Genomic DNA, 26162 nt, shown 5'->3' on the forward strand with positions numbered 1-26162 from the left:
TAGGGTTTATTTGAGATGCTTATTTTTAAGAGTATGCTTTTATTTTAGGAATGTTTTGATCCGATGAGTCGAAAGCTCAGGTTGTGCTCACTCTTAAGTTGATGGGCATGTGCATCAGGGGTTATTTTACAAACGTTAACGAAAAATCCACTTGCTGAATCCAGTACAATGGGTATTCACTCTGGCGCATATTTCTTTCTAGTAGCGGCTACAATTTTCTTACCGAAAGGTTTACAAATTAATTCTCTTCTGTTCACATTTATCGGCGGTGCTATTACTGCTTTATTTGTATACCGTATTTCTGGTGGAAAAAAGGGAACCCCACTTAGAATGGCATTAGCTGGTATGGTCGTTACATTAATGCTCTCTGCCTTTACCGGAACGATGCAGCTTTTCTATGAAAATGAAACAGCTGGTTTATTTTTATGGGGAGCTGGCTCTCTTATTCAAAATAACTGGGATGGCGTTCAATTTGCTTTTCCATTTATCATTATTTCTTTCCTAGTTTTACTATTTATGTCTCGTAAACTCAACATTCTCTTACTTGGTGATGATGTTGCTATTTCTCTTGGTGAAAAAACAGCAGTAACACGTCTTATCGCCTTCATTGCTGCAATCTTTTTAACAGCAGTAATTGTTACTGTTGTTGGACCAATTGGCTTTGTCGGCTTAGTTGCACCTCATTTAATGCGCCTTATCGGATACCGTCAACACTTTACTCTTCTTCTCTCTTCTTTCTTATGGGGGGCAGTATTATTGCTTGGAGCAGATGTTGTCGGTAGATTAATAGATCCAACCGGTGCAGAACTTCCTGTTGGGGCAGTCACAGCAATGATTGGATCTCCTTGGCTTATTTACTTAGTGTATCGAATGATGAAGTCGAAACAATATATGAATGATAACGGTGCGAATGCAGCTGGAGCTAGTTCCCGCTATTACTCTTATAAAAAGGTAATCATTATATCTATCACACTTTGTATTGTGACGATTGCTCTTGGTGTTACAATCGGTAGTAACGCTTATATCGAAAGCATTATAAATGTTATATCAGGTCAATTAACACAATTTGATAAAAATATGATGATGAATCTTCGTTTACCAAGAATGCTCGTTGCTGCTATTGCTGGCGCATGCCTTGCAATAAGTGGGCTTGTTTTCCAAGGTATATTACGAAATCCACTTGCCGATCCTTCTATTATTGGTATTTCATCGGGAGCTGGTGTTGGTGCTTTAACTATTATGTATGTCTTTCCTGCACTTCCTGGTTTCTTTCTACCAATTGGTGCATTTATCGGAGGACTACTTGCAGTAGGAATTGTCCTCTTCTTTTCATGGAAATCAGGATTTAGTCCAACAGCTCTCGCTTTAATAGGGATTGGTATTTCTGCGCTTGGCTCAGCAATTATTCAAATCTTTATCGTTAGAGCCAATTTGAATGTTGCCGCTGCTTTAACATGGTTATCTGGCAGTACGTATGCAAGAGGATGGAATCACTTAGAAAATATCATTCTATATCCATCTCTAATTCTTGTATTCATTATCTTTTTCTTAATAAAACAAATTGACGTTCTCGTACTTGGAGACGATTTAGCAACTGGACTTGGGCAACCAGTAAATAAGACACGTCTTGCTCTGATTGTGCTAGCGACACTACTTGCATCAGTAAATATCGCTGCTGTCGGTACAATTGCCTTTTTAGGCCTTGTCGCACCTCACTTAGCAAGAATTGTTGTTGGTATGAATCATCAAAGACTATTCGTTTGTTCAGCACTATTTGGAGCAATCCTTCTTTCTGTTGCTGACTTACTTGGACGTACAATCGCATATCCGAAAGAAATTCCTTCTGGTCTTGTCGTTGCTGTACTTGGAGCACCTTATTTCTTATGGTTGATGAGGAAGAGTGGGAAGAAAGTTAATTAAAAGACGGCTTCATATATGTGAAGCCGTCTTTTCCTATTATGGCATAAAATTAATATAGGCTTTGTACATAATATATATAACAAGTGAATACATGATTATATTGAGCACACTTCGTTTTAAAGTTAACTTTCTCTTTAATTTCTTATCTTGTAATCTCAATTCTATTCCATTCGCTATTTTCAACCTACCTACTATTTGAAATAACTCTCTGTAATCATCAGCATTTCCCAATAATACGTATTCTTTATCATTTTTATACTTTATATGCAGAAACTCACTTCCACCTTTACGGTCTAATATTGTTTTCATATAAGCTACTTCATTCCATACACATACTTTTAAATCAACTTCATTATAATAACGATCCATAAAAAACACATACAACCGTTAACACCTTACTCTGTGCCGTATCTAAAATACTATGAACTACCTTATAAATTAAATCTCCATATCGATCAATTGCTGTATGTAATGCTAACATATCTTGTTTTCGAAGACCTTCTACTATTTCTATATCCTTCACCCTTATCACCACTCTTTATCCCATTCTTTATTCATTATATATACGAATGAGCACATTCGTTTCCTGACACTTTTACAAATATTTTCCAATTGTTTTCATATTGTAGCAATGCTTAATTAATTATTTCTTGTGGAACAGGGATTATATTATCTCTCACGAATTTAATCTATGAACAAAAATAGGAGGGATAACTATGTACCAAACCATTGACGGCTTCTTGCAATCATGGACATACGAAGCAGAGTCTACTCAGAAAATGCTTGATTCATTAACCGATGCATCTTTATCACAAGAAATTGCACCTGAACATTGGACTTTAGGAAGAGTTGCTTGGCATATCGTGACGGCAATTCCTGTTATACTATCTGGCACAGGGCTAAAGTTTGAAGGAGAATCGAAAGATTATCCTGTTCCAACTTCTGCAAAAACAATTGCAGATGAATACCGTAAAGTAAACGCGGCTTTTGTTGAAACACTTCAAAGTAAATGGACTGATAAAGATTTAGCAACTATTAATGACTTCTTTGGTCGCCCTATGCCGAATTCTATATTTTTAATGACACTTATTAATCATCAAAATCATCATCGCGGGCAAATGACGGTTTTAATGCGACAAGCCGGCTTAACAGTTCCTGGCGTATATGGCCCCGCAAAAGAAGAATGGGCTGCGGCTGGAATGGAAGCTCCTAAAATGTAACGACAAAAAAGACAAGGTGTTTACACATCTTGTCTTTTTCTGTAACTTGTTTCATGTGAAACTATTTTTTCTAAATGGTTGTTTTATGGAATATATAGGTTAAAATGAATACATATTACGAAGAGGGGTAACCAAATTGAATACAAAAAATAAAAAAATAGCTATGGGAACTATTTTACTAACTTCTATTATTGGAGTTATTAGTGTATCTCTTTATTTCACCTATTATGGTACCCCTTGGGGAAAACAAACAGCAATTACGGAATCAAAAGAATATATTACAAAATACTTCGATTTAGATGCGGCAGTCAAAAATACTTCTTACGATGCTAAAATGAATAGCTATGCGATCTCCTTTAAAACAAGTACCGACGGAGAGTTTACTATCGAATATAAAAGTCCAAATAACTTTAACATTTCTCCAGGAGTACAAGATTATTTAAGTAAACACTCTAAATTTACAGAGTAGTAACGAAGCATATATATACAAAAAAGGAGTTAGTATAACACCAACTCCTTTTACGTATTCTTATCATACTGCTATATCTTCCTTCTCTATATTTTTAATGCCGTAATACGCAATCACAACTCCAATTGCTGCGAGTGCTAGTTGAAGGGGAAGAAAAGTTGCTGTAGAAAACTCTGGGTTGCCATTCATTGCAATTGTGACAACGATAAGAGATGAAACAATTGTAGTTGGCACGGAACGTTTACGCATTCCGAAATATAATGGGATTAAACTCATCCCCGCAGTTGCACTGGCCAAAGGAACTAGTTTTATTCCTTCTTGCATCAATTGATCTACTGTAAATGAATTAGGAAGAATTGAAAAATAGCTATCTATACCAAAGAAAACTCCTACTACTAAAATGTTAGATACAATAACTGTTATAAATGTTACTATTGCTGCAATAGCCAACTTACTAGCCATCATTTTCTTCCGATTAATAGGGTAAGAAAACATAAGTAGTATTGTTTTATTTTTATATTCACCAATTATTAGCCTTGCGATTAATACACTACCAAAAACAATAAACGTTGCTCTTACTATTGTGCTAGCCATTAACAATATCGTCTCTGGATTCCTTATTTCTGCATCACCTTCTACTTGAGCAATGATGCTCACAAAGATCATTAATGCCAGTATAACAATATTTGCAATAATTGCTCTCTTCACGTACCAACCAAGCTTAAACTTTTTCAATTCTAGCTTCATTAAATGTAGCATGATAGTGTCCTCCTTCCTCCTAAGATTTAATCAATATAAATGACTCCTGTTTCACTTAAAATCTTCGCTTCATTTTTTGCATCACCAATCGTTCCTACTTTTATTTTTTCTATATTTTTATCTTTCTTAAGTCCTTTTAAATCTACTATTACGTCAGCCGAATTACTTTTAGCCATAAGCTTCAATGATGCCGGGACACCTTTATACCGTACGCCAATATCCCCTGATTTTGTTTCTATAAATAATGATTTTCCTTCTGTCATATCTTTCAGCAATACTTCCCCAGATGTTGAAGTGATGTTCATATTTGAGTTACTTACATTTGTTATATAGTTATCACCAGTCGTAGACTTTATATTTAATTCTTGTACTGAACTATCTTTTACAACTAACTCTCCACTTTGCGATATGAATTCACCTTTCTCGGCTGATAGTCCTACAATCATTCCATCCCCAGATTTGCCTTTCGTCATGATACTTTTTACTACTAGATCTCTTATTTTCACATCACCCGATTTATTATTTACTATAATTTTATCTATCTCTTTCTTCGGAATAGCTATACATATACTATTCTTCTTCCTAAACGTAAAACCATTAAAAAATTTGTTCGCCTCTTGTTTTTGCTTAACCATAATTTTATTTTCATCATTTTCTATTTTGACGGGATCTATCTCTTTATCTGCTTGTTCACCTTGAGCGGAAATTACTATTTTATTAGCATCTGTACTTTTCAATTCAATATCCCAGTTTTCATTGTCTACTTCTATTTCTTTTATATTATTGATCTCAAAAGACTTTTCTTTCTTAAAATCTTTCCCCTGAAACACCTTAATACCAAAAACTACACTAGCAATTGTAATGAATAATATTGCAATTACTATTATTTTTTTCACCAGTCATACCCCAGTTCGTTGTTGTTTTAGGCTTGCTTCACGCCACATCGATCTTGTCGATTTTACGAAACGATAGATAACTAATGAAAATTCCTAATAAACAGAGCACGATTGGGATAGCTATAAAATCAAACATACTTACTTGACCGTTTCCAGGACCATAGTTACCACTAATCAGCAAGCCAATTATTACTGCTGAAGTAATCGTTGTCGGTGTCGATTTCTTTCTCATTCCAAAAAATAAAGGAATTAAACTTATACCAGATATCATAAATGCACTTATAATAGTACCTGGAACGATAGCTATTATTTCACCTATCGTAGCAGGTGTTTCAATCAGTCCCATCATTGGACTCACAAAATATACGAGCAAGCTAATAATGAAAGTCGCGATAATCGTGCTCACAAAACAAAAACAGAAAACAATTGTTAATTTCGCACTCATTAGTATTTTCCTTTGTAGCGGATACATAAATGATAGTTGTATCGTTTTGTTCTTATACTCATCAATTACTAAACGTGATAAAATGACTGAACTAAAAATAATGAATGTTATCCTAATAAAAATATTTACTAAAGCCATGTTCTGTGTGAAGTCAAAGAAGAGCACGTCTCCCTCGGCTTTCATTCCCCATGCCATAAGGCTTACTGCAGCGAAAATTGCTATAATACAAATTGCTACACTTTTAAAGTAACTAGATAATTGATGTTTCTTCCATTCGAGCTTCATTAATTTAAACATATAAACCACGCCTCCATTCTTTATATACCTGTCTCTACGCTGCTAACATTCCTATCACTAGTACAATGAACAACCATTTCCGCTCTGGTTTTCTATAATATAAAATTCCACTTATTAGCATTACGATAAATCCACTTACCAGGTTCAGCCACAGTCCATTAAGCATGAATACCTTCTCCATCCATTACATTTAAGAAATATTCCTCTAAAGAACTATGTTTCTTATTAATACTTTCAATTTCCACATCGTTCATAATAAGTGCTTTTGAAATGGCTTGCTGTGTCACCGCCACTTCATAAACCCGAATCATGTTTCCACTCATTATTTTGTAGTTTTTTATACCAAGTTTATCTTCTAAAATATAAGCTGCACGCTTCACATCAGGAACAGTAATTTCAATGTACTCTGTTTGTTTTCCGTTAATACTCTTCATTGAAACTTCTTTTATTAGTTTTCCATTTTGAATGACACCAATTGTATCCGCCATTAATTCCATCTCACCTAAAATATGGCTAGAAACTAATAATGTAATGCCATATTCTTTGCAGAGCATTTTAAATAAGTCTCTTAATTCTTTAATACCAATTGGATCTAAACCGTTAATGGGTTCATCTAAAATGAGTAATTCTGGCTTTGTTACGATTGCCCTTGCAATACCGAGTCGTTGTTTCATTCCTAATGAAAAATCTTTTACTTTTTTATTATCTATACCTTGCAGCTTCACTAAATGTAAAGCATGGTCAATTGCATTTTTATCGTAGTAGCCCATATATTCACAATGCAGGTCTAAGTTTTCTTTCGCCGTTAATTTATCATAAAAGATTGGGTATTCAATAATTGTCCCCATTCTTTTTAATACTTCATAAGATGTATCTGTTAATTTCTCACCGAAGATTTCAATATCACCACTCGTCGGTTTTATTAAATTTGTAATCATTTTCATAATCGTTGTTTTACCAGCACCGTTTGGTCCTAAAAAACCGTAAATTTCTCCTTTTTTCACATGCATGTTAACACCGGAAATAACTTCTTTCCCTTTAAACACTTTCGTTAACTGGTTTGTTTTTAATATATATGTCATGTTACTTTCCCCTTTCGCAATACTCTATATTTCTATAATAGACAACGGAAATCTCTTTTTTCTTACCCGTTTCTTACAAATTCCTTACGCTGAAAAAAAGCTTGTAGAATCTACTTCTCTACAAGCTAAAACTGCATCTTTTTTAATGCAACTGTAAAAATTGTTTTTTCATACGGCTTACTAGAAAGATGAATTTTTCCATCCATCGCTTCCACAAGCCTTTTCGTAATCGTTAACCCTAAACCGCTCCCTTGGTACAATCTATTTCTTGAATCTTCAAGTGTGTACATACGCTCGAACACTTTATCAATATGCGATTCATCAATTCCTTTTCCTGTATCCCATACGTCTATATACACATTTGTTTCATCATCTCTTAACGTCATACCAAGTGTCTTTCCATCGTCTCCATATGTAATCGCATTTGATATTAAATTGTTCAATACCCTGCCTAATACTTCTACATTTCCAAGTGCATATATATTTCTTTCCGGTATATCAATATGAACATGAAAACCTTTCGATGTTACTAAATCATAAAAAGATAAAATCTTCTCACGACAAACCTCATTCATATTTACTTTTGTCATCTCGATTGCCTTGTCACCAGATTCTAGTTTTGCTAAATCAAAAAACTTATGAATCAGTTCCATTACTTCTAGTGTTTTCACATGCACCTTTTCAAGTAATATTTGCTGTTCTTCTTTATTCATCGTTTTATCCTTATTTAACATTTCTGTATATCCAAGAATAACTGTTAGTGGCGTCTTTAAATCATGTGAAATATTTGAAAGCATTTTTCTCATCGAAATTTCTACTTTTGCATGATCTGCATTCGTTTTCTGTTTTGCATCTAATAATTGATTAATTGCCACTAATAATTTTTGCAATTCTAGATCATCTGTCATAACGAGTAACTTCTCGCCCGTTTGTACATTTACAATATTTTCTAACTTTTCATATGTGTATCGTAAATTTTTACTACTATTTTTTCTCATTTTATATTGTATGTAAATGACACATAACAATATAAAAATAATACTTATTAACAAATTGACCATATTACATCACTTCCAACTTATAGCCGATACCCCATAACGTTTTAATATATTCTGGATTAGATGGATCACTTTCGATTTTCTCACGCAACCTTCTCATATGAACATTAATAACGTTATCGTCACCGTAATACTCTTCGTTCCAAATTAGTGTATATATTTGTGCTTTTGTAAATACACGATTTTGATTCTTTACAAACAATTTTAGAATCTCAAATTCTTTTAAAGTAAGTTTGAGAGGCTTCCCGTTTTTTTCTACAGTAAAATTAATTGGATCAATCGTTAAATCACCAATTTGAATCATCTTTTCTGTTGTTTCTGTAGCCGAATATTTCGTAGATCTTCGAATACCTGCCTTTACACGTGCAGCTAATTCAATCATAGAAAATGGCTTACAAATGTAATCATCTGCTCCAAGTCCTAATCCAACAGCTTTATCAACATCTGTATCTTTTGCCGACATCATTAAAATCGGAACAGCACTTTTTTCTCGAATGATTCGTACAACCTCTAAGCCATCTAGCTTCGGCATCATAATGTCGAGGATAATCAAATCAAATGAGCCTTTTAAATATGTGTTCACGCCTTCTTCTCCATCAGACGCAATTGTTACTTGAAAGCCCTCTTTTATCAAATACTTTTCCACCATCTCTTGAATTGAGAGATCATCTTCAACTAATAAAATATGATGTGACATATGTCTATCCCCTTTTTACAAACGTTAACAACTCAATTGTATCGTAACTACTACAGACTGGAAACAAATATATGAATTTTCAAACCAACTTCCCTTCCTTCCTTAACAATGATATGATGAAATTCACTATGATTGTTCATAATTAACTTTATATAAAGGAGACTTATCATGTCAGAAAACAAAAAAGTAAGCTTAGCTGATTTAATGCGTGAACAACTTGCTAAGAAAAAGCAAGGAAATGGAAATGGTCAAAATGCAAAAAATCAAAGCCAAGAAACAAAAAAACTACAAAATCAACAAACGAAAAAGACAAACAACCAACGTAGACGTACAGGTGTGTAAATGAACGGACAAAAACGTTCTAATATCGCACCCGGTCTTGAAGTTGATATTGTATTAAAACAAGATCAACGAACAGGTAAATTAACACGTGGCATTGTAAAAGATATTTTAACAAACTCCCCTTCCCATCCGCATGGCATTAAAGTGCGATTGCAGGACGGACAAGTCGGTAGAGTACAAAATATCGTTCAATAAGAAAAGGAGCTCAAGTAAACTCGAGCTCCTTTTCTTTATTAACCTTTAATTTTCTCGATGAAAACTACTTTTAAATAGTCTCCTTCTTTAAATTGATCAATGGTACGGAAATCTTCTGGTAAAGAATGTTCTTCTAATATTTTATATTTGCCATTCATTTCTTTAAAGGCTGTATCGATAAAGCCTTTAAACTTTTTCATATCGAATGCGCTACAATTTGTAGAAGCAACGATAATTCCGTTATTTTCTGTAATGGCAATTGTTTCTTTTAATAAGTTTTTATAATCTTTCGCTGCACTAAATGTATATTTTTTTGATCGGGCGAAGCTTGGAGGATCAAGTACGACCATATCAAATTTCATCTTTTTCTTAGCTGCATATTTGAAGTAAAGAAATACATCTTCTACAATAATATCTTGTGCTTCATAATCAACTTCATTTACACTAAACTGCTCAATCGTTTTACTTAAACTACGATTTGCAAGGTCGACACTCGTCGTTTTACTCGCTCCACCAAGCGCTGCAAATACAGAGAAAGCACCTGTATAAGAGAACATATTTAACACAGTTCTTCCTTTTGCATATTTATCACGAATTTGTTTTCGAACGTTACGTTGATCTAAAAATACACCAACCATCGCTCCGTCATTTAAATAAACCGCAAAGTTTACACCGTTCTCTTTTACGATAAGTGGGAACTCGCCGCGCTCTCCTGCTACGAAATCATCCCCCTCAATATATTTCCCTTTCGTATCAAAACGCTTTTTCTCATAAATGCCTTTAAAGTTTGCTACTTTTTGAAGAGCTGCTATAATCTCATCTCTGAAAGTGTAAATCCCTTCACTATACCAACTTACTACGTAGTAGCCATCATAATAATCGATAATTAGTCCTCCAAGACCATCACCTTCACCATTCACCACACGGAATGCTGTCGTATCACTTGATTTGTAAAATTGCTTTCGTTTATGTAAGGCAGATTTGATTTTACTTTCAAAGAAAGATTGATTAATTTGTTCACTCTCTTTTCTCGTTAAAATCCAGCCATATCCTTTATTTTGTTTTCCATAATAACCTTTTCCGACAAAGTTGTTCTTCTCATCTACTACTTTAATGATTGTTCCTTCTTCCTGAACATCATTTAAATTTTGAATCGCATCTTTTAAAATAAGCGGATATCCACTTTTAATTTCTTTTATAAATTTCGGTTTTATTTTTACTGTTACTTCTGATCGCATATAATAACTTCCTTTCCATTTGCATGCTTTCTCTACAGGAAGCATTTAAAAAACGAGACTGAAAAAACAGCCTCGTTTCACTATACCATATTATTGCTTTGCTAGTACAACTAGCTCATTCTCGCACTTAATCGCCACATATTTACTACGTTTTGAAATGAAAATCTTACTGTCCAAAATAATAGAAAAAAACTTATATATTTCACATTTATCATTGACAATGATAATGATTTTCATTATCATTTAATGTATATGAGTTCTTGAAAATATAGCTACATTTATAGGAGGAATAAACATGATTATTGTTACAAATACAGCTAAAATTACAAAGGGAAATGGACATAAATTAATTGAGCGTTTTAATAAAGTAGGTAAAGTTGAAACGATGCCAGGCTTTTTAGGTCTAGAAGTTCTTTTAACGCAAAATACAGTTGATTATGATGAAGTAACAATTAGCACTCGCTGGAATGCAAAAGAAGATTTCCAAGGTTGGACAAAGAGCGCTGCATTTAAAGATGCTCACTCACATCAAGGCGGAATGCCAGAATATATTCTTGATAATAAAATTGCTTACTATGATGTAAAAGTTGTACGTATGCCAATGGCTGCAGCACAGTAAAAACAGTCCTTTTTTAAAGTATAGAATATGAGAAGCGTTACCTATCACTTCTCATATTCTATACTTTTTTCTTTAATTTCTTTTTACTAATTTTGCGTGTACAACTAGCCTTCCAGCCTCTGGATCAAGCGCATAATCACAAGTAGAAAGTGTTACGATTTCATCATTAGCCGTCAATTCCGTATCCGTTTTGTACAGTGATTTTTCTTGAATTTCCTTTAAGAACGATGTATATGCTGCATCATTTTCAAAATCCGTTTCAATGTAATAAAAGTCCGTTGTTGTCGTGTATACTGAAAAAACTTCCACGTCGTATCCTTCAAATAATGTATCGTAATATAATTTACGATGAGACATAAAAAAGTCTTCATCCAACATCTTTTTTAAACTACCAAACATAGAACCGTCTTTCATACGATGGCCATATAAAATCGTATTTCGATTTTGAGATTTCACATCATTACGATGGTCCATAAAAATGCTTCCCGCTCTCATATCTTCACCTTTATAATTACGAAATAAATAGTAATCATTATCTTTTGCTTGAACGATTGGATAATTAATTTGTGTATCATCCATCGTAATCCATCCGACTATCTCTGGATTAATTTTCTGGAGATCCTGAAACTGTTTACGTACCTCTCCATCTTCTGATTTTTCTTCCATTGGACTTCTTTTATAAATATGTTGTGCCTCAGCCATTACTTTACGATTTTCATAATAATCCATGAAAATCCCGCCCAACTCATAAATTGAATAGAAAAAGATTCCTAAAAACACAATTGTAAGTATGCGTTGAAAAAAAGAATTCTTTTTCCGTCCTTTCTTACTATTCAAATTATCACCTCAAAACGGATTATGCTCAGCCTTTAGATTCCCATAGGTACCATGTACAATCCGGTATCTTCATCCTGCTTTACAATGACATCTACACCATATATTGCTTTAACCATTTCTTCTGTTATTACATCATTAGGAATACCTTTCGTAATGATTTCTCCATCTTTCATAACGATAATATGGTCGCTATAACGAATGGCTTGATTAATATCATGTAATACCATTACAATCGTTAGTCCATGCACTTCATTTAACTCTTTCACTAACTCTAATATTTCTAACTGATAGTAAATATCTAAATATGTGGTCGGTTCATCTAAGAAGAGCATTGGTGTATTTTGAGCTAATGTCATCGCGATCCAAACTCGCTGCCTCTCTCCACCAGATAAAGCATAAATTGGCTTATCACGCTTACTTTGTAAATTCGTACATACTAGTGCACGCTCAATCGCTTCTCTATCTTCATCTGTTTGCGGAGAGAATATATTTTTATATGGCATACGCCCGAAGCTTATTAGCTTTTCCACTGTAATATCTGCTGGAGCCTCATTTTGTTGATGGACAACCGCTAGCTTTCTAGCAAACTCTTTCGGTTTATATTCACCAATCGCTTTCCCATCAAGTATTACTTCTCCACTGCTAGGAGCGTGGTTTCTAGACATGACACTAAGTAATGTTGATTTCCCACATCCATTCGGTCCAATGATTGTTGTAATTTTCCCAATTTCTATTTCACTACTAACAGACTTTAAACGATTTGTTACGTTATCGTATGAAAAGGTTACATTTTTAATTTCCATGAACTTTATCACTCTTTCTAAGCAAAAATATTAAGAATGGACCACCAATAACCGCCATAATTGTTGCTGCTGGAATTTCGTTAGGTGGCACAATTAACCTTCCAATTGTATCTGCCGTCAAAATTAATAACGCCCCTGCAAGAGCAGAAAATGGAATTAATACTTTATGGTCTGAACCGACTAATTGTCTTGAAATATGCGGAACTAGTAATCCTACAAAAGCAATAACACCTGCAATCGCTGTTGATACTGCCGCTAAGAGTACTGCAATGGCAGAAATAATAAGACGAACTCTCGTCACGTGCAAGCCTAAGTTTTTCGCAGTCTTATCTTGTAGCGATAATAAGTTACACCAAGCTCCTACGAACAGAGCAAGAATAAGACCAATCGTTCCATAAGTCACCATTATTTCTACATCGCCCCACGTCTTCATTGTTATGTTAGAAGTCGTCGTTTGCTTAATACTCTTAATAAAATACCCACAAATCGTAACGAATGATTCATTTAATCCAGTAAACATTGCATTAATGGCAATACCAATTAAAATAATGCGAAGCGGGCTTAATCCTGATTTCCATGAAAACGAATAAACGAGATAACATGCAAGCGCACCACCTAAAAAGGCGAATACGGGTGTCCAGAAAAAGAATTGCGGGAACAACGTAATAATAACAAGTGTCATAAAACTTGCTCCTGAAGATATACCGATTACTCCAGCATCGGCGAGTGGATTTTTCATAACAGCTTGAAAAAGCACACCTGAAACAGCGAGAGCCGCTCCAGTGAACAACGCAATAATAATACGCGGGAAACGTAAATCTTTAATGACTTCAACATCTTCATTTCCACCTGTAAATATCCCTTGTACAAGTTCAACAATACCTACTTCTAAACTCCCTTTCATCGCTGACAATGATGCCATAACAATAAGCAATGCAGTAACAATGAGGAAACTCCAAGTTTTTTTATTCATTCTACTCTTCCTTTATATTAAAATGCATCACGGATACATCATTTTTTTCAATTCATCTAACGCTTCAATTGCTGCTAAATTACCTGTCGTTCCAAATAAACGCTCTTCTAAATCGTAAACACGGTTATTTTTAACCGCAGCAAAGTGTTTCCAAATATCATTTGTTTTAAATTCTTTATCAAACATTTTTACAACTTCATCAGGCATACCATGAGCTGCTCGTAAAATAATATCTGGATCAGCTTTCTTTAAATACTCTGTATTAGAAGCTAAATATTCTACTTGTTCACCTTGCACAATATTTTTACCACCTAGTTGTTTCACTAAATCTCCAATATAAGAATGCTCTGTTGCTACTAAATAACTTCCCGGCACACCTAATAAAATAAGCACTGTCGGTTCTTTCTTTCCTTTTACTTCTTTTTGAATGCTAGCAACCTTTTTATCTAATTTAGTTACTACTGCTTCGGCCTGTTTTTCACGCCCATATTTCTTACCTAAATCGCTAATAGAACTTTGCATATTTTTCAAACTCGTTAAATCTAAAAAGTTTGCTTTCATACCCACACCATCAAAAACCGGCTTTAATTCATATTCAAGTGTTGTCACAGATAACACTTCTGAAGGCTTTAATGACTTTACCTTTTCCATATCTGGACTCATTGGATTCCCAACTTCAGGTAAACCTTTATATCGCTTCGGTAAAGTTTTAGAGCTTGTTGGAACGCCAACTAAATCTACTTCTAACGCATCCATAATTTCAGTAACAGCCACTGTTGTTGCAACAACGCGCTCTTTACTTTCACTCTTTACCTGCTTTGCTGATTCTTTTTTTGGTGATGAGCACCCGGCTATACTCATTAACAAAATAATAGCCATTAGTACACTTGCAATTTTCTTCACTCTCAATCACCACTCCTTTCCATACAATATGAAACAAGTCTTGATACACGCGAATATGCATCAAGACTCCAAAAATTACAATCTACCTGCTCTATATTTACGAACTAGTAAAGCAAGTGAACCTAGCAGTAACACCATGTATAAACCAAGTTGTGCTGTATCTGCAGTTTTTGAATTTTTCTCTTTTTTTGAATCATTTTTTGTATCTTCTTTTTTCTTCTGACCATCTGCATTTCGGTTAAAATCAGGAGTACCTACTGTTTTTACATTATCTACTTTCGGTGTAGTCACTGGATTTTTCGGTTCCTCTTTAAGAGTTCCTAACGCGCCGATATTATTTGTATCAAATTGAATTTGTACATCGTAGAAATGATGGTAGTTCATCTCATCGATGTCTACCTTTACTTTTGCGTTTAATTTTTTAAATAGATCTTCTACTTCAAACTGTACTACTCGCGTATTTGCATTTTTATCTTCGCTTACTACTTTCGCATCAGCGAATAGTTCCTTGTTTTCCGTTTGGAATTTCGTAATCCACGCACTATTTTTCAGCACCATCTCAATATATTTTTTACCATCTTTTACGATTAATTTTGCTGGATTTACAACATAGTCATGCATCTTTGAAATCTCATCTGTTTTATCTTTTAATACTTTAAATGTAATATCATATTGGCCATCTACTAAATTTTTCGGATCAACTATTACTCTCGGTTTATTATTTTCACCTTGGTTATTGTTTCCACCTTGGTTGTTGTTTCCGCCTTGGTTGTCGTTTCCGCCTTGGTTGTTGTTTCCGCCTTGGTTGTTGTTTCCGCCTTGGGTCCCTAAAGCTTTAATACTGTCTTGATCAAATACAAATTGAACATCATAGACATGGTGATAATTCATTGAATCAATATCTACTTTTACTTTTGCATTTAATTTTTTAGACAAATCGTTTACTTCTACTTCTACTACTCTTGTATTTTGTTCTTTATTTTCACTTAACACTTTTGCATTAACGAAAGAACCATTTTTCTCAAATTCAAATTTCGTAATCCATGTACTATTTGTTAATGTAAACGATACGTATTTCTTACCATCTTTTACTTTTAATACACCTGGGCTTTTTGTGTATGTGTTCATCATTGAGATTTCATCTGTTTGATCTTTTAACACTTTAAAGCCAATGCTGTATTCACCATCTTTAAGAGCTTTTGGATCAATTGTTGTGTTATTATCTTGGTTGTTGTTTTCACCTTTGTTGGTGTTTTCACCTTGGTTGGTGTTTTCACCTTGGTTGGTGTTTCCACCTTGGTTGGTGTTTTCACCTTGGTTGGTGTTTCCACCTTGGTTGGTGTTTTCACCTTGGTTGGTGTTTTCACCTTGGTTATCTAACGGCTTAATGCTACCTTTATCAAATGCAAATTGAATATCGTAAAAATGGTGATAATTCATTGAATCGATATCTACTTTTACTTTTGCATTTAACTTTTTCGATAAATCTGGTACTTCTACTTCCACTACGCGTGTATCAGTTTTTTTATCTTCACTTATTACATTTGCATCAACAAACGAACTATTTTTCTCAAATTCAAATTTTGTAATCCAAGAACTGTTCGTTAACGTAAATGATACATACTTCTTACCATCTTTTACTTTTAGCACACCTGGACTTTTTGTATATGTGTTCATCATTGAAATTTCGTCTGTTTGATCTTTTAATGCCTTAAAATTGATGCTGTATTCACCATCTTTAATTGTTTCAGCATCTGGTTTTTCTACTTCTGGTTTTTCTACTTCTGGTTTTTCTGCTTCTGGTTTTTCTGCTTCCGGTTTTTCTACTTCTGGTTGTTTCTCTTCATTTTTAATTTGTTCAAGTTTATCTTGTTCAAATAAAAGTTGTACATCATGCATTTGCTTATAATTTCTTGATGCCATTTCGATAAATACTTTTGTATTTAGTTTTTTAGATAAATCGTTTACTTCAAACTCTACTACTCTTGTATCTTTTTCCTTATCCTCACTCACTACTTTTGCATCAACAAATGCGCCATCTTTTTCCGTTTGGAAATTTTTAATTAATGAGCTACTTTTTAGTGTTACAATTGCTTTTTTCTTACCGTTTTCTACTTTTAATACTCCTGGATTTACCATGTAACTATTCATCTTAGATTCTTCATCTGATGTATCTTTTAAAACTTTGAAGCCAATTGAATATTCACCGTCAGCCAACTTGGTAGCTGCTTGAACTGCAAGTGGTTGTAATGTTGATACGAGTGTAAATATCATTAAAAACATAGCAACAATAATTTTTGTATACCTGTTCAATGGAACGACTCTCCCTTTTGAAAATTATTTAATACTGTTCCCATCAAATACAAAGCGAATATCATACGAAGCATTATAATTAATAATTGGAATATTAATTTTCACCTTGCCATTTAGTTTTTTTGACAAGTCAGCAACTTCAAATTCTACAACTCTAGTATTATCTTTTTTGTTTTCACTTAACACGGTTGTTTCTACAAATTGACCATCTTTTTCTACTTGGAAACTTTTAATAGAAGCACTATCTTTCACTTTAAATGAAACATATTGTTTTCCATTTTTAACTGTTAATGTTGCTGGGCTTTCAAAATAACTATTCATTCTAGACGATTCATCTTTATCGCCTTTCCATACAGTAAAAGCAATATTATATTTTCCATCAGCTAGTTTTGTAGCAGCCTTTGCATCTTGTAAACCTAGTGTTGCGATAAATGTAAATAAAACAGCAAATACGGCAATAATCATTTTAAATTGTTTAAACATATATTCATCACCCTTCAAAAGATTTATTTACTCAATTTCACTTTACGAATTAAGAAAGCACCTGAAATAAGAATTAACGCTGCAAACAATCCAATACGTGCTTCATCGCCTGTTTTTGGGTTATCTGTTTTTTCAGCTTTTCCATTTTCATTTTTTGTTTCTTTATTCACTTCTTTAGCTGTTTCCTTACTCTCTACTTTTGTTTTCTCTTCTTTTACTTGTGTATCTGTTTTCGCTTGATCATTATTTTTTGTTGTAGCAGCTACGCCATTATCGCCACCTACAGCTTTTACATTTGCATCAAATGCAAAACGAATTGTGTAGTGGTGGTCATAGTTTGCATTTGGTACAACAACATGAATTTTTACAGCTGCCGGTTTGGATAAATCATCTACTTTAAACTCTACTGTTCTTTTATCTGCCGATTCATCTTTACTAACAACTTTCGCATCAACAAAATTTCCGTTCTCTGTTGCTTTAAATTCTGTAATCCAAGCACTATGATTCATCGGAACTTGTACTCTCATCTCACCGTTTTTCACTATTAATTTTGCTGGCTTTTCAAAATAGTCATTTGCCATTGAAGCTGAATCATTTTCCGCTTTTTGAATTACGTAATTAATATCGTAAGTACCATCAGCTAGTTTTGCTGAAGCATTGCCGTATGGCATTACAAGAAAAGCTAGCATACATACGAACGTTATAATAAAAGCGGGTAATACAGAAACCTTTTTCATTTTTCTTGTTTCCTCCTTGGTTATCTTTCATTTCACTTTTTCCGAAAATGATAATCATTCTCAATTAATAAGAAAAAAATAATCTCTTCTACCTATTATTTAATTAGCATTCTTTTATGTAACATAAGCATTATTGATTATCATTCTCATTTAATATTAAAAATAATATCTCACCCTATTCCTTATACGAAGGCATAGAAACTGAGAAAAAATTATAAAACGTATTTATTGATTATCATTCTCAATGTAAGTCAAAAAAAATAAACTTTCTCTTCTCCTCTTCTTTCACCTCTTCCCATAACAACACTATAGTTATAGAAACCCCGTTTCCCTCACTTCCCTTCCAATATTTCCACAACTAATTCAATCTTAGCCTACTCATAAATTTTTTGTCAACTATATTACGTATAAAATTTTTAATATCTAAATTTCTCTATATGCGGCTTTTTTTACAAAAAAAGAGACTTTCTATTATAGAAAGCCTCTTTTCTCTATTTTTCTACAGCAATTTCCTGCTTTTGAAACTTAGAAACTATATAACCAAATCCTATACCGAATATGCCTGGAACTAACCAACCAATTCCTACACTATATAATGGAATCTTATCTAAAATAGGTGCTAGCGCTGCAATTTGAAGATTTGCATTGTGTAACCCATCAAAGAAACTTATTGCAAATGCTCCTACAATCCCACCCACATACATCGCTAATGGAAGACGAACGTAGTTTTCAACAAGTGATAATACGATAAGTACGATTCCAATTGGATAAATTGCGATTAAGATTGGTAATGCTAATGCATTTAACTGAGTTAACCCAAGGTTTGCTACCATAAATGCTAATACACAGAAAATGAAAACGACTTTTTGATAAGAAAGCTTTGGTAATAAAGAAGAGAAGTAATCACCACAAGCTGCAACAATACCTACAGAAGTTGTTAAACATGCTGCTGTAATTGCGATCCCTAGTAATAAAGTTCCGTAGCTACCAAATAAATGATTCACGACATTTGTTAAAATAATTCCTCCGTTTGCGCCCATTCCAAGTGACACACTAGAAGCTCCAAGATAAGCAAGTGCTAAATACACAAGTAGTAGACCAAGCGCTGCAATAAATCCTGCAAAGATTGTTACTTTTGCAATACTGTTTTTATTTGTAATTCCTTTTTCTTTTAACGCATGAATTACAACATTTCCGAATACCAGTGCTGCAAGTCCATCTAAAGTTAAATATCCATCAATAAATCCTTTAAAGAGAGGAGCACTATACGCTTCTGTCGGTGCACCAAATTCTCCAATTGGTGTAATAAGTGCTTTACCTACGATAATTGCAATAACAGCTAATAATATTGGAGTTAGCACCTTACCAATACGACCCACTAATTTCGAAGGATTTAAAGCTAAATAGAAAGTGACTGCAAAGAAAATAAATGTAAAGATAACAAGTGGATATGACTGACCAGCTATCTCACTTGGTAAAAACGGTGCAACACTCATCTCATAAGCTACTGTTCCTGTACGCGGCACACTTACGAATACGCCTAAACATAAATAAATTGCAGTGATAAAAACAAGTGCGAATATAGGATGTACACGTCCTGCTAGTTCATTAATATCTCCCTTTAAAGCTATAACAATTACTCCTAATAAAGGTAGTCCAACGCCTGTTACGATAAAACCAAACAGCGCGATCCATACGTCCGTTCCAGCACCTTGCCCTAACGCTGGTGGAAAAATCATATTACCTGCACCGAAAAATAGTGCAAATAACATTAAACTTATTGCAAACATCTCAGAAAACTTTAAAGATGATTTCATTTCTACTAACCTCCTACATAATAATTATAAATTAACAAAATATTCTGAATTAAAATCCGTCACATATCCTCTTTCAAGCATACTTCCCCGTAAAAGAACGCAAAAAACACTCGTCCCTAACAAAGGGACGAGTGTTGAAATCGTGGTTCCACCCTTATTCTAATAAAATGAATTTATAACGAAATAAGCTCATTTTATAGCTCGTGTAAATTGATAACGGTTTTATCCGCCAAGAATTACAATGCATCATGCAGTTCACTCTTGAAGTTTAGAGGTGGTAAGTTTGTCTTTCCGTATTAGGAAGCTCACAGCCTAAGGCCTCCCTCTCTGAGAATCGTAAAAAACAACTCATGTCCTCATCATTACTTTTATAAAATATCTTGTCGAAACTTGTTGTTTTTTATTATATGGGCTATTTTTTAAAAAATCAATAGTTTTATTTTTTCTGACAAAAAAATATAGGGAGAAAATTTTTCCTCCCTATAACTGTCCTATTAATAATTCTAATTCTTCACCTGTAATGTCTCGCCACTTTCCTACTTGAAGATCATTTAGCTTTATATTCATAATGCGTTCTCGCTTTAGCTTTGTTACAGTAAACCCGAAAGCGCGGCTCATTCTACGAATCTGTCTGTTCATTCCTTGCGTTAAAACGATGCGAAATGTAGACTGATCAACCCTCGTCACTTTACATGGCTTCGTCATCCCATCTTTAATCTTTACACCGCTGGACATCTCATCAATAAACCAATCTGTAAAAGGTTTATCGACTGTGACAACATATTCTTTCTCGTGCTCATGATCTCCGTGTAAAATTTGATTCGCAATCCCGCCGTCATTCGTTAATAAAATAAGTCCTTCTGATGCTTTATCTAATCGTCCAACTGGAAAGATTCTCTCTGGATAATTGATATAGTCAATAATATTATCTTCAATATGATCAGCTGCTGTACAAGTAATGCCAACTGGCTTATGAAAGGCGATATACACCTTTTCTTTCTCTTCTTTTGCAATAACCTGTCCATCAATCGTTACTACATCACCATCGCTCACGAGTGCACCGTGCGTACATATTTCGCCGTTAATAGCCACGCGTCCAGCTTTAATAAGGCGGTCTGTTTCACGTCTTGAGCAGGATTTTGCTTCGCTTATGTATTGGTTGATTTTCATGTTTTGTTCCTTTTCACATATATTAAAAGCGTCAATCTATGGCAATATCATTCTGCCACGATTGACGCTTTTTCACTTCGCAAAAACAACTAAATAAATAACCCCAATCACCAAAAATATTCCACAACAAGCTAACAATACTTTTGCAAGTTTTTCCATAAACATATAATGGTTTCCCCTTTGTTTCGTTGTTTTCTATTTTAATTCGACAACTGTTACGCCTAGGCCTCCCTCGCCCATGTCACCGTAACGGAAGGTTTTTACACCGCGATGCTTCTTCAAGTAATCTTGTACACCTTGGCGAAGTGCTCCTGTCCCTTTACCGTGAATGATTGATACGCGAGGATAGCTTGCAAGCTGGGCATCGTCTAAGTATTTCTCAACGCGCGCCATTGCATTTTCAAATCGTTCACCACGAAGGTCAAGTTCTAATGAAACATGATAGTCTCTACCTTTTACCGTTGCAACTGCTTTTTTCTCTGTTTGCTTCGGTGTGTTAATGTATTCCATATTAGATTCTTTCACTTTCATCTTCAGAATACCGATTTGTACGCTCCACTCTGTATCGCTTACTTTTTCAAGTAGTTGACCTTTTTGACCGAACGTTAATACTTTCACTTCATCACCTGCACGTAACTGTTGTTTCGGTGCAGTGTTTTTCACATTTACTTTTTGTTTCTTAACAAGCTCTGGCGCTGCGCCTTCTAGACGACTCTTCGCTTCAATTAGCTCGTGGTCTTTCACATTTGCAAGCTGTGCTTTACGCAATTGACGAAGTTCTTGAATAATGCCTTCTGCTTCTTTCTTTGCAGCTTCGACTTTTTCTTCCCCTTCTTTTTGCGCTTTTAATAATCGTTCGTCGCGATCTTCGTTAAATTCAATAATTTGACGTTGCAACTCACGATGAAGTTTCTCAGATTGTTTGCGAAGCGCTTCTGCTTCGTTCCAGTCACGCTCTGCGTTCTTCTGGCTTTCTTCTAACTTCGCAATCATATTTTCAATTTTATTCGTATCTGTACTAATGTGGTTACGTGCTTGGTCAATGACGCGATCAGATAATCCAAGACGTTTCGAAATTTCAAAGGCATTACTACGTCCTGGTACACCGATTAATAATTTATACGTTGGGCTTAACGTGTTCACATCAAACTCAACACTCGCATTAATAACTTGTTCACGGTTATATCCGTATGCTTTTAATTCTGGATAATGCGTCGTTGCAACAACGCGAGCACCGCGATTACATACTTCATCTAAAATTGAAATGGCAAGTGCAGCCCCTTCTTGCGGGTCTGTTCCAGCACCTAATTCATCGAATAAAACTAAACTTTCAAAATCAGCTTTTTCTAAAATATCAACGATGTTCACCATATGTGAGGAGAACGTACTTAAACTCTGTTCAATCGATTGCTCATCACCGATATCAGCAAAGATATTTTTGAATACACAAATCTCTGACTCATCCATTACTGGAATGTGAAGGCCAGATTGCGCCATTAACACACAAATACCAACTGTTTTCAGCGTAACTGTTTTACCACCTGTATTCGGTCCTGTAATAACAATTGTCGTGAAATCTTTACCTAACATAATGTTATTTGGCACGATTATTTCTGGATCGATAAGCGGATGGCGTGCTTGTCTTAAGTCCATGTAACGCTCGTTATTTACAATCGGCTTTGTCGCTTTAATTCGCTTCGCATAAAAAGCTTTCGCAAAGATGAAATCAAGATTTGCAACTACTTCTACGTTTGATAAAACGATATCCGCTTCTACTGCCACTTCTTCTGTTAACATTAATAAGATGCGTTCGATTTCTTGTTTTTCTTTCACACGTGCTTCTTGCAGTGCATTATTTAATTCTACAATGACTTGTGGCTCAATAAATAACGTTTGTCCAGAAGCCGATTGATCGTGAACAATACCACCATATACGCCGCGATATTCTTGTTTTACTGGGATTACGTAACGTTCGTTACGAATCGTTACAATCGAATCAGACAGCATCTTTTGCGCGTTTGAAGAGCGCGTCATATTTTCTAACTTTTCACGAATACGACTTTCCGCAGTACGAATTTGAGTACGAATACCACGCAGTTTATCACTTGCGCTATCGACTACTTCACCGCCGTCACCGATGCAATTTGTAATTTTCTTTTCTAAATCATATAAAGATACAATTTGAGCGACGTGAGTTTCTAAAATCGGAAGCTCGACACCGTTATCAGCCATATCTTCAATGAAGCGTTTCATATTACGACTACCATACATCGTATTTGCAATATCAAGTAATTCATTTGGACTTAACATACTCCCAATTTTTGCACGCTTCACATTTGAGCGAATATCCGTAATACCACCTAATGGTGCACTACCTTTTAAACGAATAACTTTCGCTGCTTCATCCGTTGTATCTTGCATTTCTACAATTTCTTCAAAATCAGTGCTCGGTACTAAATGCTTCACTTTGTCACGACCAAGTGAAGATGCTGTATGTTCAAGTAATTGTTCTTTTACTTTATTATATTCTAATACACGCAACGTTCTTTCTAACATGTTGCAGGTCCCCCTTGTATTACTTATTACGTTTAATATAGTCTAATAAACGTTCAATATCCCACGTGTTAATCACGTTATCTTTTTGAATCCAACCTTTACGTGCTGCTGCTACACCTGTTTCCATATCTTCTAACATTTCAAGCGTATGAGCATCCGTATTAATCGCTACTTTCACACCAGCATCTTGTGCTTGTTTTAATAATTTCGCGCTTAAATCTAGACGGTTCGGATTCGCATTTAATTCTAAAACTGTATTTGTCTCTTTTGCTAGTTCAATTAATAAATCTGTATCTACATCATAACCCTCACGACGCCCGAGAAGACGTCCTGTAGGATGGGCAATCATTGTGACATGTTTATTCTCAAGTGCAGTACGTAGACGCTTCATAATCGTTTCACGGTCTTGTGAGAAGCTAGAGTGAATCGCTCCAATGACATAATCTAATTCTGCTAATACTTCATCATCAAAATCAAGCGAGGCATCTGGTAAAATGTCCATTTCAATTCCGCGTAAAATTGTAATGTCTGGATACTTTTCATTCATACGTTCAATTTCTTTCGCTTGCTCACGAAGACGCTCTTTCGTTAAACCGTTCGCCACTTTTAAGTATTGCGAGTGATCAGTAATCGCCATAAACTTATATCCACGAGCACGGCACGCTTGTACCATTTCTTCAATAGAAAAAGCACCGTCACTCCAAGTTGTATGCATATGTAAATCACCTTGTATATCGGAAAACTGAATTAAGTTCGGATACTCTTTAATTAATTCAATTTCTTTTCCATCTTCACGCACTTCTGGCGGAATAAATGGCAAACCGAAATGAGCAAAGAAGTCTTCTTCAGTCTCAAATGTTTTCACTTCACCTGTTTCCAAGTTCTCTACACCGTACTCACTAATTTTCTCGCCTTTATCTTTTGCGATTTGACGCATTTTTACATTATGGTCTTTTGATCCTGTGAAATGGTGAAGAGTTGTAATAAACTCTTCTGGTTTTACTAAACGGAAATCAATTGAAATATCATATTCATATTGAAGACGGACAGAAACTTTCGTATCTCCACTTGCTATTACTTCAATCATATTATCAAATTGTAGTAAATGCTCACGTACCGCTGCTGGTTCTGTCGTTGCAATGATAAAATCTAAATCTTTCACTGTTTCACGAACACGGCGCAAACTACCAGCGCGAGAGAAACGAATTACTTCAGCAATATTCGACAATTTCTCCTCTATTTCCCCGGCAATAGGCAATACCATCGCAATTGGTAAACGCTCTGGACGAGAGCCTACTTGATCGATTGCTTCTAATATTTTCTCTTCTGTCTTCTTACCGAAACCTGCTAAAGCTTGTACTTTATTTTCCTCACAAACAGCTTTTAGCGATTCCATATCAACAACACCAAGTTCTTTATATAACTTAGCTACCTTCTTACCACCAAGTCCTGGTAGTTTTAATAACGGCAATAAGCTACTTGGTACTTCTTTTTCAAGTTCTTGTAATACTTCAGATGTTCCCGATTCTATATATTCTTGAATAACGGCTGCTGTTCCTTTTCCGATGCCTGGAATCTTTGTGAAATCTTCAATTTCAGAAAGACTACGATCATCACTTTCTAACGCTGCTGCCGCTTTACGAAATGCAGATATTTTAAATGGATTCGCGCCCTTTAATTCCATAAAAAGCCCGATTGTCTCTAATAATTTGATCACTTGTTTTTTATTTACTTTCATCATTGTCCCGCCTTTCTTTCATAGAAAAAAACTTCTCTTTCCGAAAAAAGAGAAGTTATACTCTGCTACCTGTCTGCCATAGTTCCTTCACCTTTTCAGAGAGAATCGGTGTATCGTCTACAATTATTTTGCTAATTGATGATTGTTGTAATGGTGTTTGTAATTGTTCAATCGGAAGAATGTTCCCAATGATAATTAAGACAAACAAAATAATATATACTTCTAAAAATCCGAGGATTGCCCCCGCAAACGCATTTACTTGCTTTAAAACCGGTATTTCTGCAAACATATTTAACAAATTACCAAGTAATGAAAGTGCAATTTTAGTGATAATAAACAATATGATAAACGCAAGCGCTTGATAAAATACTGTCTCAATATTATTTGCATCAATCCATTCTGGAACAGATACGTTTTTATCAAATGGATACGGAATAAATTTCGCAAGTGCTGGCGCTAAATCTTTACAGTACCAGTATGCAAAAAGGTATGCGATAATAAAGCTTGTTAACTTTACAAGTTGCAGAATAAACCCTCTGCGTAAGCCGAGGAAAAATCCCATAACAAGCAGTAAAATGATAATAATATCAATCAT

25 protein-coding genes, 3 pseudogenes and 1 other annotated feature are annotated in these 26162 nt (G+C 34.7%); of the genes and pseudogenes, 6 read left to right on the forward strand and 22 right to left on the reverse strand.

Going from position 1 to position 26162, the window contains the following annotated elements:
* Positions 1 to 111: 111 nt before the first annotated feature.
* A pseudogene (locus MR168_RS17010) lies at positions 112 to 1920 on the forward strand (iron ABC transporter permease); the annotation flags it as partial.
* Positions 1921 to 1956: 36 nt separating this feature from the next.
* On the opposite strand, the pseudogene MR168_RS17015 reads toward MR168_RS17010, so the two are convergent.
* A pseudogene (locus MR168_RS17015) lies at positions 1957 to 2307 on the reverse strand (hypothetical protein); the annotation flags it as partial.
* Positions 2273 to 2443 carry a hypothetical protein gene (locus MR168_RS33690; protein WP_002026384.1) on the reverse strand — a complete coding sequence of 57 codons (171 nt, stop codon included), beginning with the start codon at positions 2441 to 2443 and terminating at the stop codon, positions 2273 to 2275. The gene MR168_RS33690 and the pseudogene MR168_RS17015, both read right to left, overlap by 35 nt.
* 193 nt (positions 2444 to 2636) lie before the next feature.
* Between MR168_RS33690 and MR168_RS17025 the strand changes: the two genes are divergently transcribed.
* Positions 2637 to 3140 (forward strand): DinB family protein, encoded by a 504-nt coding sequence (locus MR168_RS17025; RefSeq protein WP_000284950.1) that lies wholly within the window; start codon positions 2637 to 2639, stop codon positions 3138 to 3140.
* Positions 3141 to 3276: 136 nt separating this feature from the next.
* Positions 3277 to 3609 (forward strand): YfjL-like protein, encoded by a 333-nt coding sequence (locus MR168_RS17030; RefSeq protein ID WP_001093295.1) that lies wholly within the window; start codon positions 3277 to 3279, stop codon positions 3607 to 3609.
* Positions 3610 to 3672: 63 nt separating this feature from the next.
* Here the strand turns inward: MR168_RS17030 and MR168_RS17035 are convergent, their stop codons facing one another.
* From MR168_RS17035 to MR168_RS17060, 7 genes are all read right to left on the reverse strand, one after another.
* Complete coding sequence (locus tag MR168_RS17035) at positions 3673 to 4368, reverse strand: ABC transporter permease (RefSeq protein ID WP_000902925.1); 696 nt, start codon at positions 4366 to 4368, stop codon at positions 3673 to 3675.
* A gap of 26 nt (positions 4369 to 4394) precedes the next feature.
* Positions 4395 to 5264: a DUF4097 family beta strand repeat-containing protein gene (locus tag MR168_RS17040; protein ID WP_086411785.1), complete on the reverse strand. Its 870-nt coding sequence runs from the start codon at positions 5262 to 5264 to the stop codon at positions 4395 to 4397.
* 37 nt (positions 5265 to 5301) lie between these two features.
* Complete coding sequence (locus MR168_RS17045) at positions 5302 to 6006, reverse strand: ABC transporter permease (protein ID WP_242291429.1); 705 nt, start codon at positions 6004 to 6006, stop codon at positions 5302 to 5304.
* Positions 6007 to 6040: 34 nt separating this feature from the next.
* Positions 6041 to 6172: a hypothetical protein gene (locus MR168_RS33390; RefSeq protein ID WP_086411784.1), complete on the reverse strand. Its 132-nt coding sequence runs from the start codon at positions 6170 to 6172 to the stop codon at positions 6041 to 6043.
* Positions 6165 to 7088, reverse strand: coding sequence for an ABC transporter ATP-binding protein (locus MR168_RS17050; RefSeq protein ID WP_000221061.1), 924 nt, complete (start codon positions 7086 to 7088; stop codon positions 6165 to 6167). Before MR168_RS17050 ends, MR168_RS33390 begins: the two co-directional genes overlap by 8 nt.
* A gap of 125 nt (positions 7089 to 7213) precedes the next feature.
* Positions 7214 to 8149 carry a HAMP domain-containing histidine kinase gene (locus MR168_RS17055; RefSeq protein ID WP_016125943.1) on the reverse strand — a complete coding sequence of 312 codons (936 nt, stop codon included), beginning with the start codon at positions 8147 to 8149 and terminating at the stop codon, positions 7214 to 7216.
* Position 8150: 1 nt separating this feature from the next.
* Positions 8151 to 8843, reverse strand: coding sequence for a response regulator transcription factor (locus MR168_RS17060; RefSeq protein ID WP_000018056.1), 693 nt, complete (start codon positions 8841 to 8843; stop codon positions 8151 to 8153).
* A gap of 168 nt (positions 8844 to 9011) precedes the next feature.
* Between MR168_RS17060 and MR168_RS17065 the strand changes: the two genes are divergently transcribed.
* Both MR168_RS17065 and MR168_RS17070 read left to right on the forward strand, forming a co-directional pair.
* Positions 9012 to 9185 carry a hypothetical protein gene (locus tag MR168_RS17065; protein WP_001293578.1) on the forward strand — a complete coding sequence of 58 codons (174 nt, stop codon included), beginning with the start codon at positions 9012 to 9014 and terminating at the stop codon, positions 9183 to 9185.
* Positions 9186 to 9380, forward strand: a complete 195-nt coding sequence (locus tag MR168_RS17070) for a YwbE family protein (RefSeq protein WP_001014310.1) — start codon at positions 9186 to 9188, stop codon at positions 9378 to 9380.
* Positions 9381 to 9418: 38 nt separating this feature from the next.
* Here the strand turns inward: MR168_RS17070 and MR168_RS17075 are convergent, their stop codons facing one another.
* A complete protein-coding gene (locus MR168_RS17075; RefSeq protein WP_006916399.1) occupies positions 9419 to 10618 on the reverse strand; it encodes a class I SAM-dependent rRNA methyltransferase in 1200 nt (399 codons plus the stop codon).
* Between the two features lie 295 nt (positions 10619 to 10913).
* Between MR168_RS17075 and isdG the strand changes: the two genes are divergently transcribed.
* Complete coding sequence (gene isdG, locus MR168_RS17080) at positions 10914 to 11237, forward strand: heme oxygenase (protein WP_000587818.1); 324 nt, start codon at positions 10914 to 10916, stop codon at positions 11235 to 11237.
* Between the two features lie 72 nt (positions 11238 to 11309).
* Here isdG and srtB read toward each other — a convergent pair whose 3' ends face one another.
* The 12 genes and pseudogenes from srtB to MR168_RS17140 all read right to left on the reverse strand — a co-directional run bounded on the left by srtB (position 11310) and on the right by MR168_RS17140 (position 26162).
* Positions 11310 to 12074 (reverse strand): class B sortase, encoded by a 765-nt coding sequence (srtB, locus tag MR168_RS17085; protein ID WP_001086120.1) that lies wholly within the window; start codon positions 12072 to 12074, stop codon positions 11310 to 11312.
* Between the two features lie 32 nt (positions 12075 to 12106).
* Complete coding sequence (locus tag MR168_RS17090; RefSeq protein ID WP_000403758.1) at positions 12107 to 12877, reverse strand: ABC transporter ATP-binding protein; 771 nt, start codon at positions 12875 to 12877, stop codon at positions 12107 to 12109.
* Positions 12867 to 13850, reverse strand: coding sequence for a FecCD family ABC transporter permease (locus MR168_RS17095; protein WP_086411783.1), 984 nt, complete (start codon positions 13848 to 13850; stop codon positions 12867 to 12869). Before MR168_RS17095 ends, MR168_RS17090 begins: the two co-directional genes overlap by 11 nt.
* Positions 13851 to 13877: 27 nt before the next feature.
* Positions 13878 to 14759 (reverse strand): heme ABC transporter substrate-binding protein IsdE, encoded by an 882-nt coding sequence (gene isdE, locus MR168_RS17100; RefSeq protein WP_002098036.1) that lies wholly within the window; start codon positions 14757 to 14759, stop codon positions 13878 to 13880.
* Between the two features lie 69 nt (positions 14760 to 14828).
* Positions 14829 to 16967: pseudogene (locus MR168_RS17105) on the reverse strand (NEAT domain-containing protein); the annotation flags it as partial.
* A 123-nt stretch (positions 16968 to 17090) separates the two neighbouring features.
* Positions 17091 to 17549, reverse strand: coding sequence for an NEAT domain-containing protein (locus MR168_RS17110; protein ID WP_000476164.1), 459 nt, complete (start codon positions 17547 to 17549; stop codon positions 17091 to 17093).
* 23 nt (positions 17550 to 17572) lie between these two features.
* Positions 17573 to 18286, reverse strand: coding sequence for a heme uptake protein IsdC (gene isdC / locus MR168_RS17115; RefSeq protein WP_086411781.1), 714 nt, complete (start codon positions 18284 to 18286; stop codon positions 17573 to 17575).
* Between the two features lie 491 nt (positions 18287 to 18777).
* Positions 18778 to 20103 (reverse strand): branched-chain amino acid transport system II carrier protein BrnQ6, encoded by a 1326-nt coding sequence (gene brnQ6 / locus MR168_RS17120; RefSeq protein ID WP_000842639.1) that lies wholly within the window; start codon positions 20101 to 20103, stop codon positions 18778 to 18780.
* Between the two features lie 120 nt (positions 20104 to 20223).
* Positions 20224 to 20475: a binding site (T-box leader), on the reverse strand.
* A 108-nt stretch (positions 20476 to 20583) separates the two neighbouring features.
* The gene (locus MR168_RS17125; protein WP_046393017.1) at positions 20584 to 21273 is read right to left on the reverse strand and encodes a 23S rRNA pseudouridine(2604) synthase RluF; all 690 of its coding nucleotides are present in this window, start codon (positions 21271 to 21273) and stop codon (positions 20584 to 20586) included.
* 195 nt (positions 21274 to 21468) lie between these two features.
* Positions 21469 to 23829, reverse strand: coding sequence for an endonuclease MutS2 (locus tag MR168_RS17130; RefSeq protein ID WP_000893713.1), 2361 nt, complete (start codon positions 23827 to 23829; stop codon positions 21469 to 21471).
* A 19-nt stretch (positions 23830 to 23848) separates the two neighbouring features.
* Entirely contained in the window at positions 23849 to 25567 is a 1719-nt protein-coding gene (polX, locus tag MR168_RS17135; protein WP_000867532.1) for a DNA polymerase/3'-5' exonuclease PolX, read from the reverse strand.
* 55 nt (positions 25568 to 25622) lie between these two features.
* Positions 25623 to 26162 (reverse strand): CvpA family protein, encoded by a 540-nt coding sequence (locus MR168_RS17140; RefSeq protein ID WP_242291431.1) that lies wholly within the window; start codon positions 26160 to 26162, stop codon positions 25623 to 25625.

The organism is Bacillus cereus group sp. BfR-BA-01356 (assembly GCF_022663635.1).
GTDB classification, from domain to species: Bacteria; Bacillota; Bacilli; order Bacillales; family Bacillaceae_G; genus Bacillus_A; species Bacillus_A cereus.

Bases quoted from the DNA above. Each gene is read 5' to 3' on its own strand.
- MR168_RS17065 (WP_001293578.1), top strand. From the start codon at position 9,012: ATGTCAGAAAACAAAAAAGTAAGCTTAGCTGATTTAATGCGTGAACAA.
- MR168_RS17055 (WP_016125943.1), bottom strand. From the start codon at position 8,149: ATGGTCAATTTGTTAATAAGTATTATTTTTATATTGTTATGTGTCATT.
- MR168_RS17125 (WP_046393017.1), bottom strand. From the start codon at position 21,273: ATGAAAATCAACCAATACATAAGCGAAGCAAAATCCTGCTCAAGACGT.
- MR168_RS17090 (WP_000403758.1), bottom strand. From the start codon at position 12,877: ATGGAAATTAAAAATGTAACCTTTTCATACGATAACGTAACAAATCGT.
- MR168_RS17035 (WP_000902925.1), bottom strand. From the start codon at position 4,368: ATGCTACATTTAATGAAGCTAGAATTGAAAAAGTTTAAGCTTGGTTGG.
- MR168_RS17060 (WP_000018056.1), bottom strand. From the start codon at position 8,843: ATGTCACATCATATTTTATTAGTTGAAGATGATCTCTCAATTCAAGAG.
- MR168_RS17095 (WP_086411783.1), bottom strand. From the start codon at position 13,850: ATGAATAAAAAAACTTGGAGTTTCCTCATTGTTACTGCATTGCTTATT.
- isdC (WP_086411781.1), bottom strand. From the start codon at position 18,286: ATGAAAAAGGTTTCTGTATTACCCGCTTTTATTATAACGTTCGTATGT.
- MR168_RS33390 (WP_086411784.1), bottom strand. From the start codon at position 6,172: ATGCTTAATGGACTGTGGCTGAACCTGGTAAGTGGATTTATCGTAATG.
- MR168_RS17025 (WP_000284950.1), top strand. From the start codon at position 2,637: ATGTACCAAACCATTGACGGCTTCTTGCAATCATGGACATACGAAGCA.
- MR168_RS17075 (WP_006916399.1), bottom strand. From the start codon at position 10,618: ATGCGATCAGAAGTAACAGTAAAAATAAAACCGAAATTTATAAAAGAA.
- MR168_RS17050 (WP_000221061.1), bottom strand. From the start codon at position 7,088: ATGACATATATATTAAAAACAAACCAGTTAACGAAAGTGTTTAAAGGG.
- MR168_RS17070 (WP_001014310.1), top strand. From the start codon at position 9,186: ATGAACGGACAAAAACGTTCTAATATCGCACCCGGTCTTGAAGTTGAT.
- MR168_RS17140 (WP_242291431.1), bottom strand. From the start codon at position 26,162: ATGATTGATATTATTATCATTTTACTGCTTGTTATGGGATTTTTCCTC.
- MR168_RS17045 (WP_242291429.1), bottom strand. From the start codon at position 6,006: ATGTTTAAATTAATGAAGCTCGAATGGAAGAAACATCAATTATCTAGT.
- MR168_RS17130 (WP_000893713.1), bottom strand. From the start codon at position 23,829: ATGTTAGAAAGAACGTTGCGTGTATTAGAATATAATAAAGTAAAAGAA.
- polX (WP_000867532.1), bottom strand. From the start codon at position 25,567: ATGAAAGTAAATAAAAAACAAGTGATCAAATTATTAGAGACAATCGGG.
- MR168_RS17110 (WP_000476164.1), bottom strand. From the start codon at position 17,549: ATGTTTAAACAATTTAAAATGATTATTGCCGTATTTGCTGTTTTATTT.
- isdG (WP_000587818.1), top strand. From the start codon at position 10,914: ATGATTATTGTTACAAATACAGCTAAAATTACAAAGGGAAATGGACAT.
- brnQ6 (WP_000842639.1), bottom strand. From the start codon at position 20,103: ATGAAATCATCTTTAAAGTTTTCTGAGATGTTTGCAATAAGTTTAATG.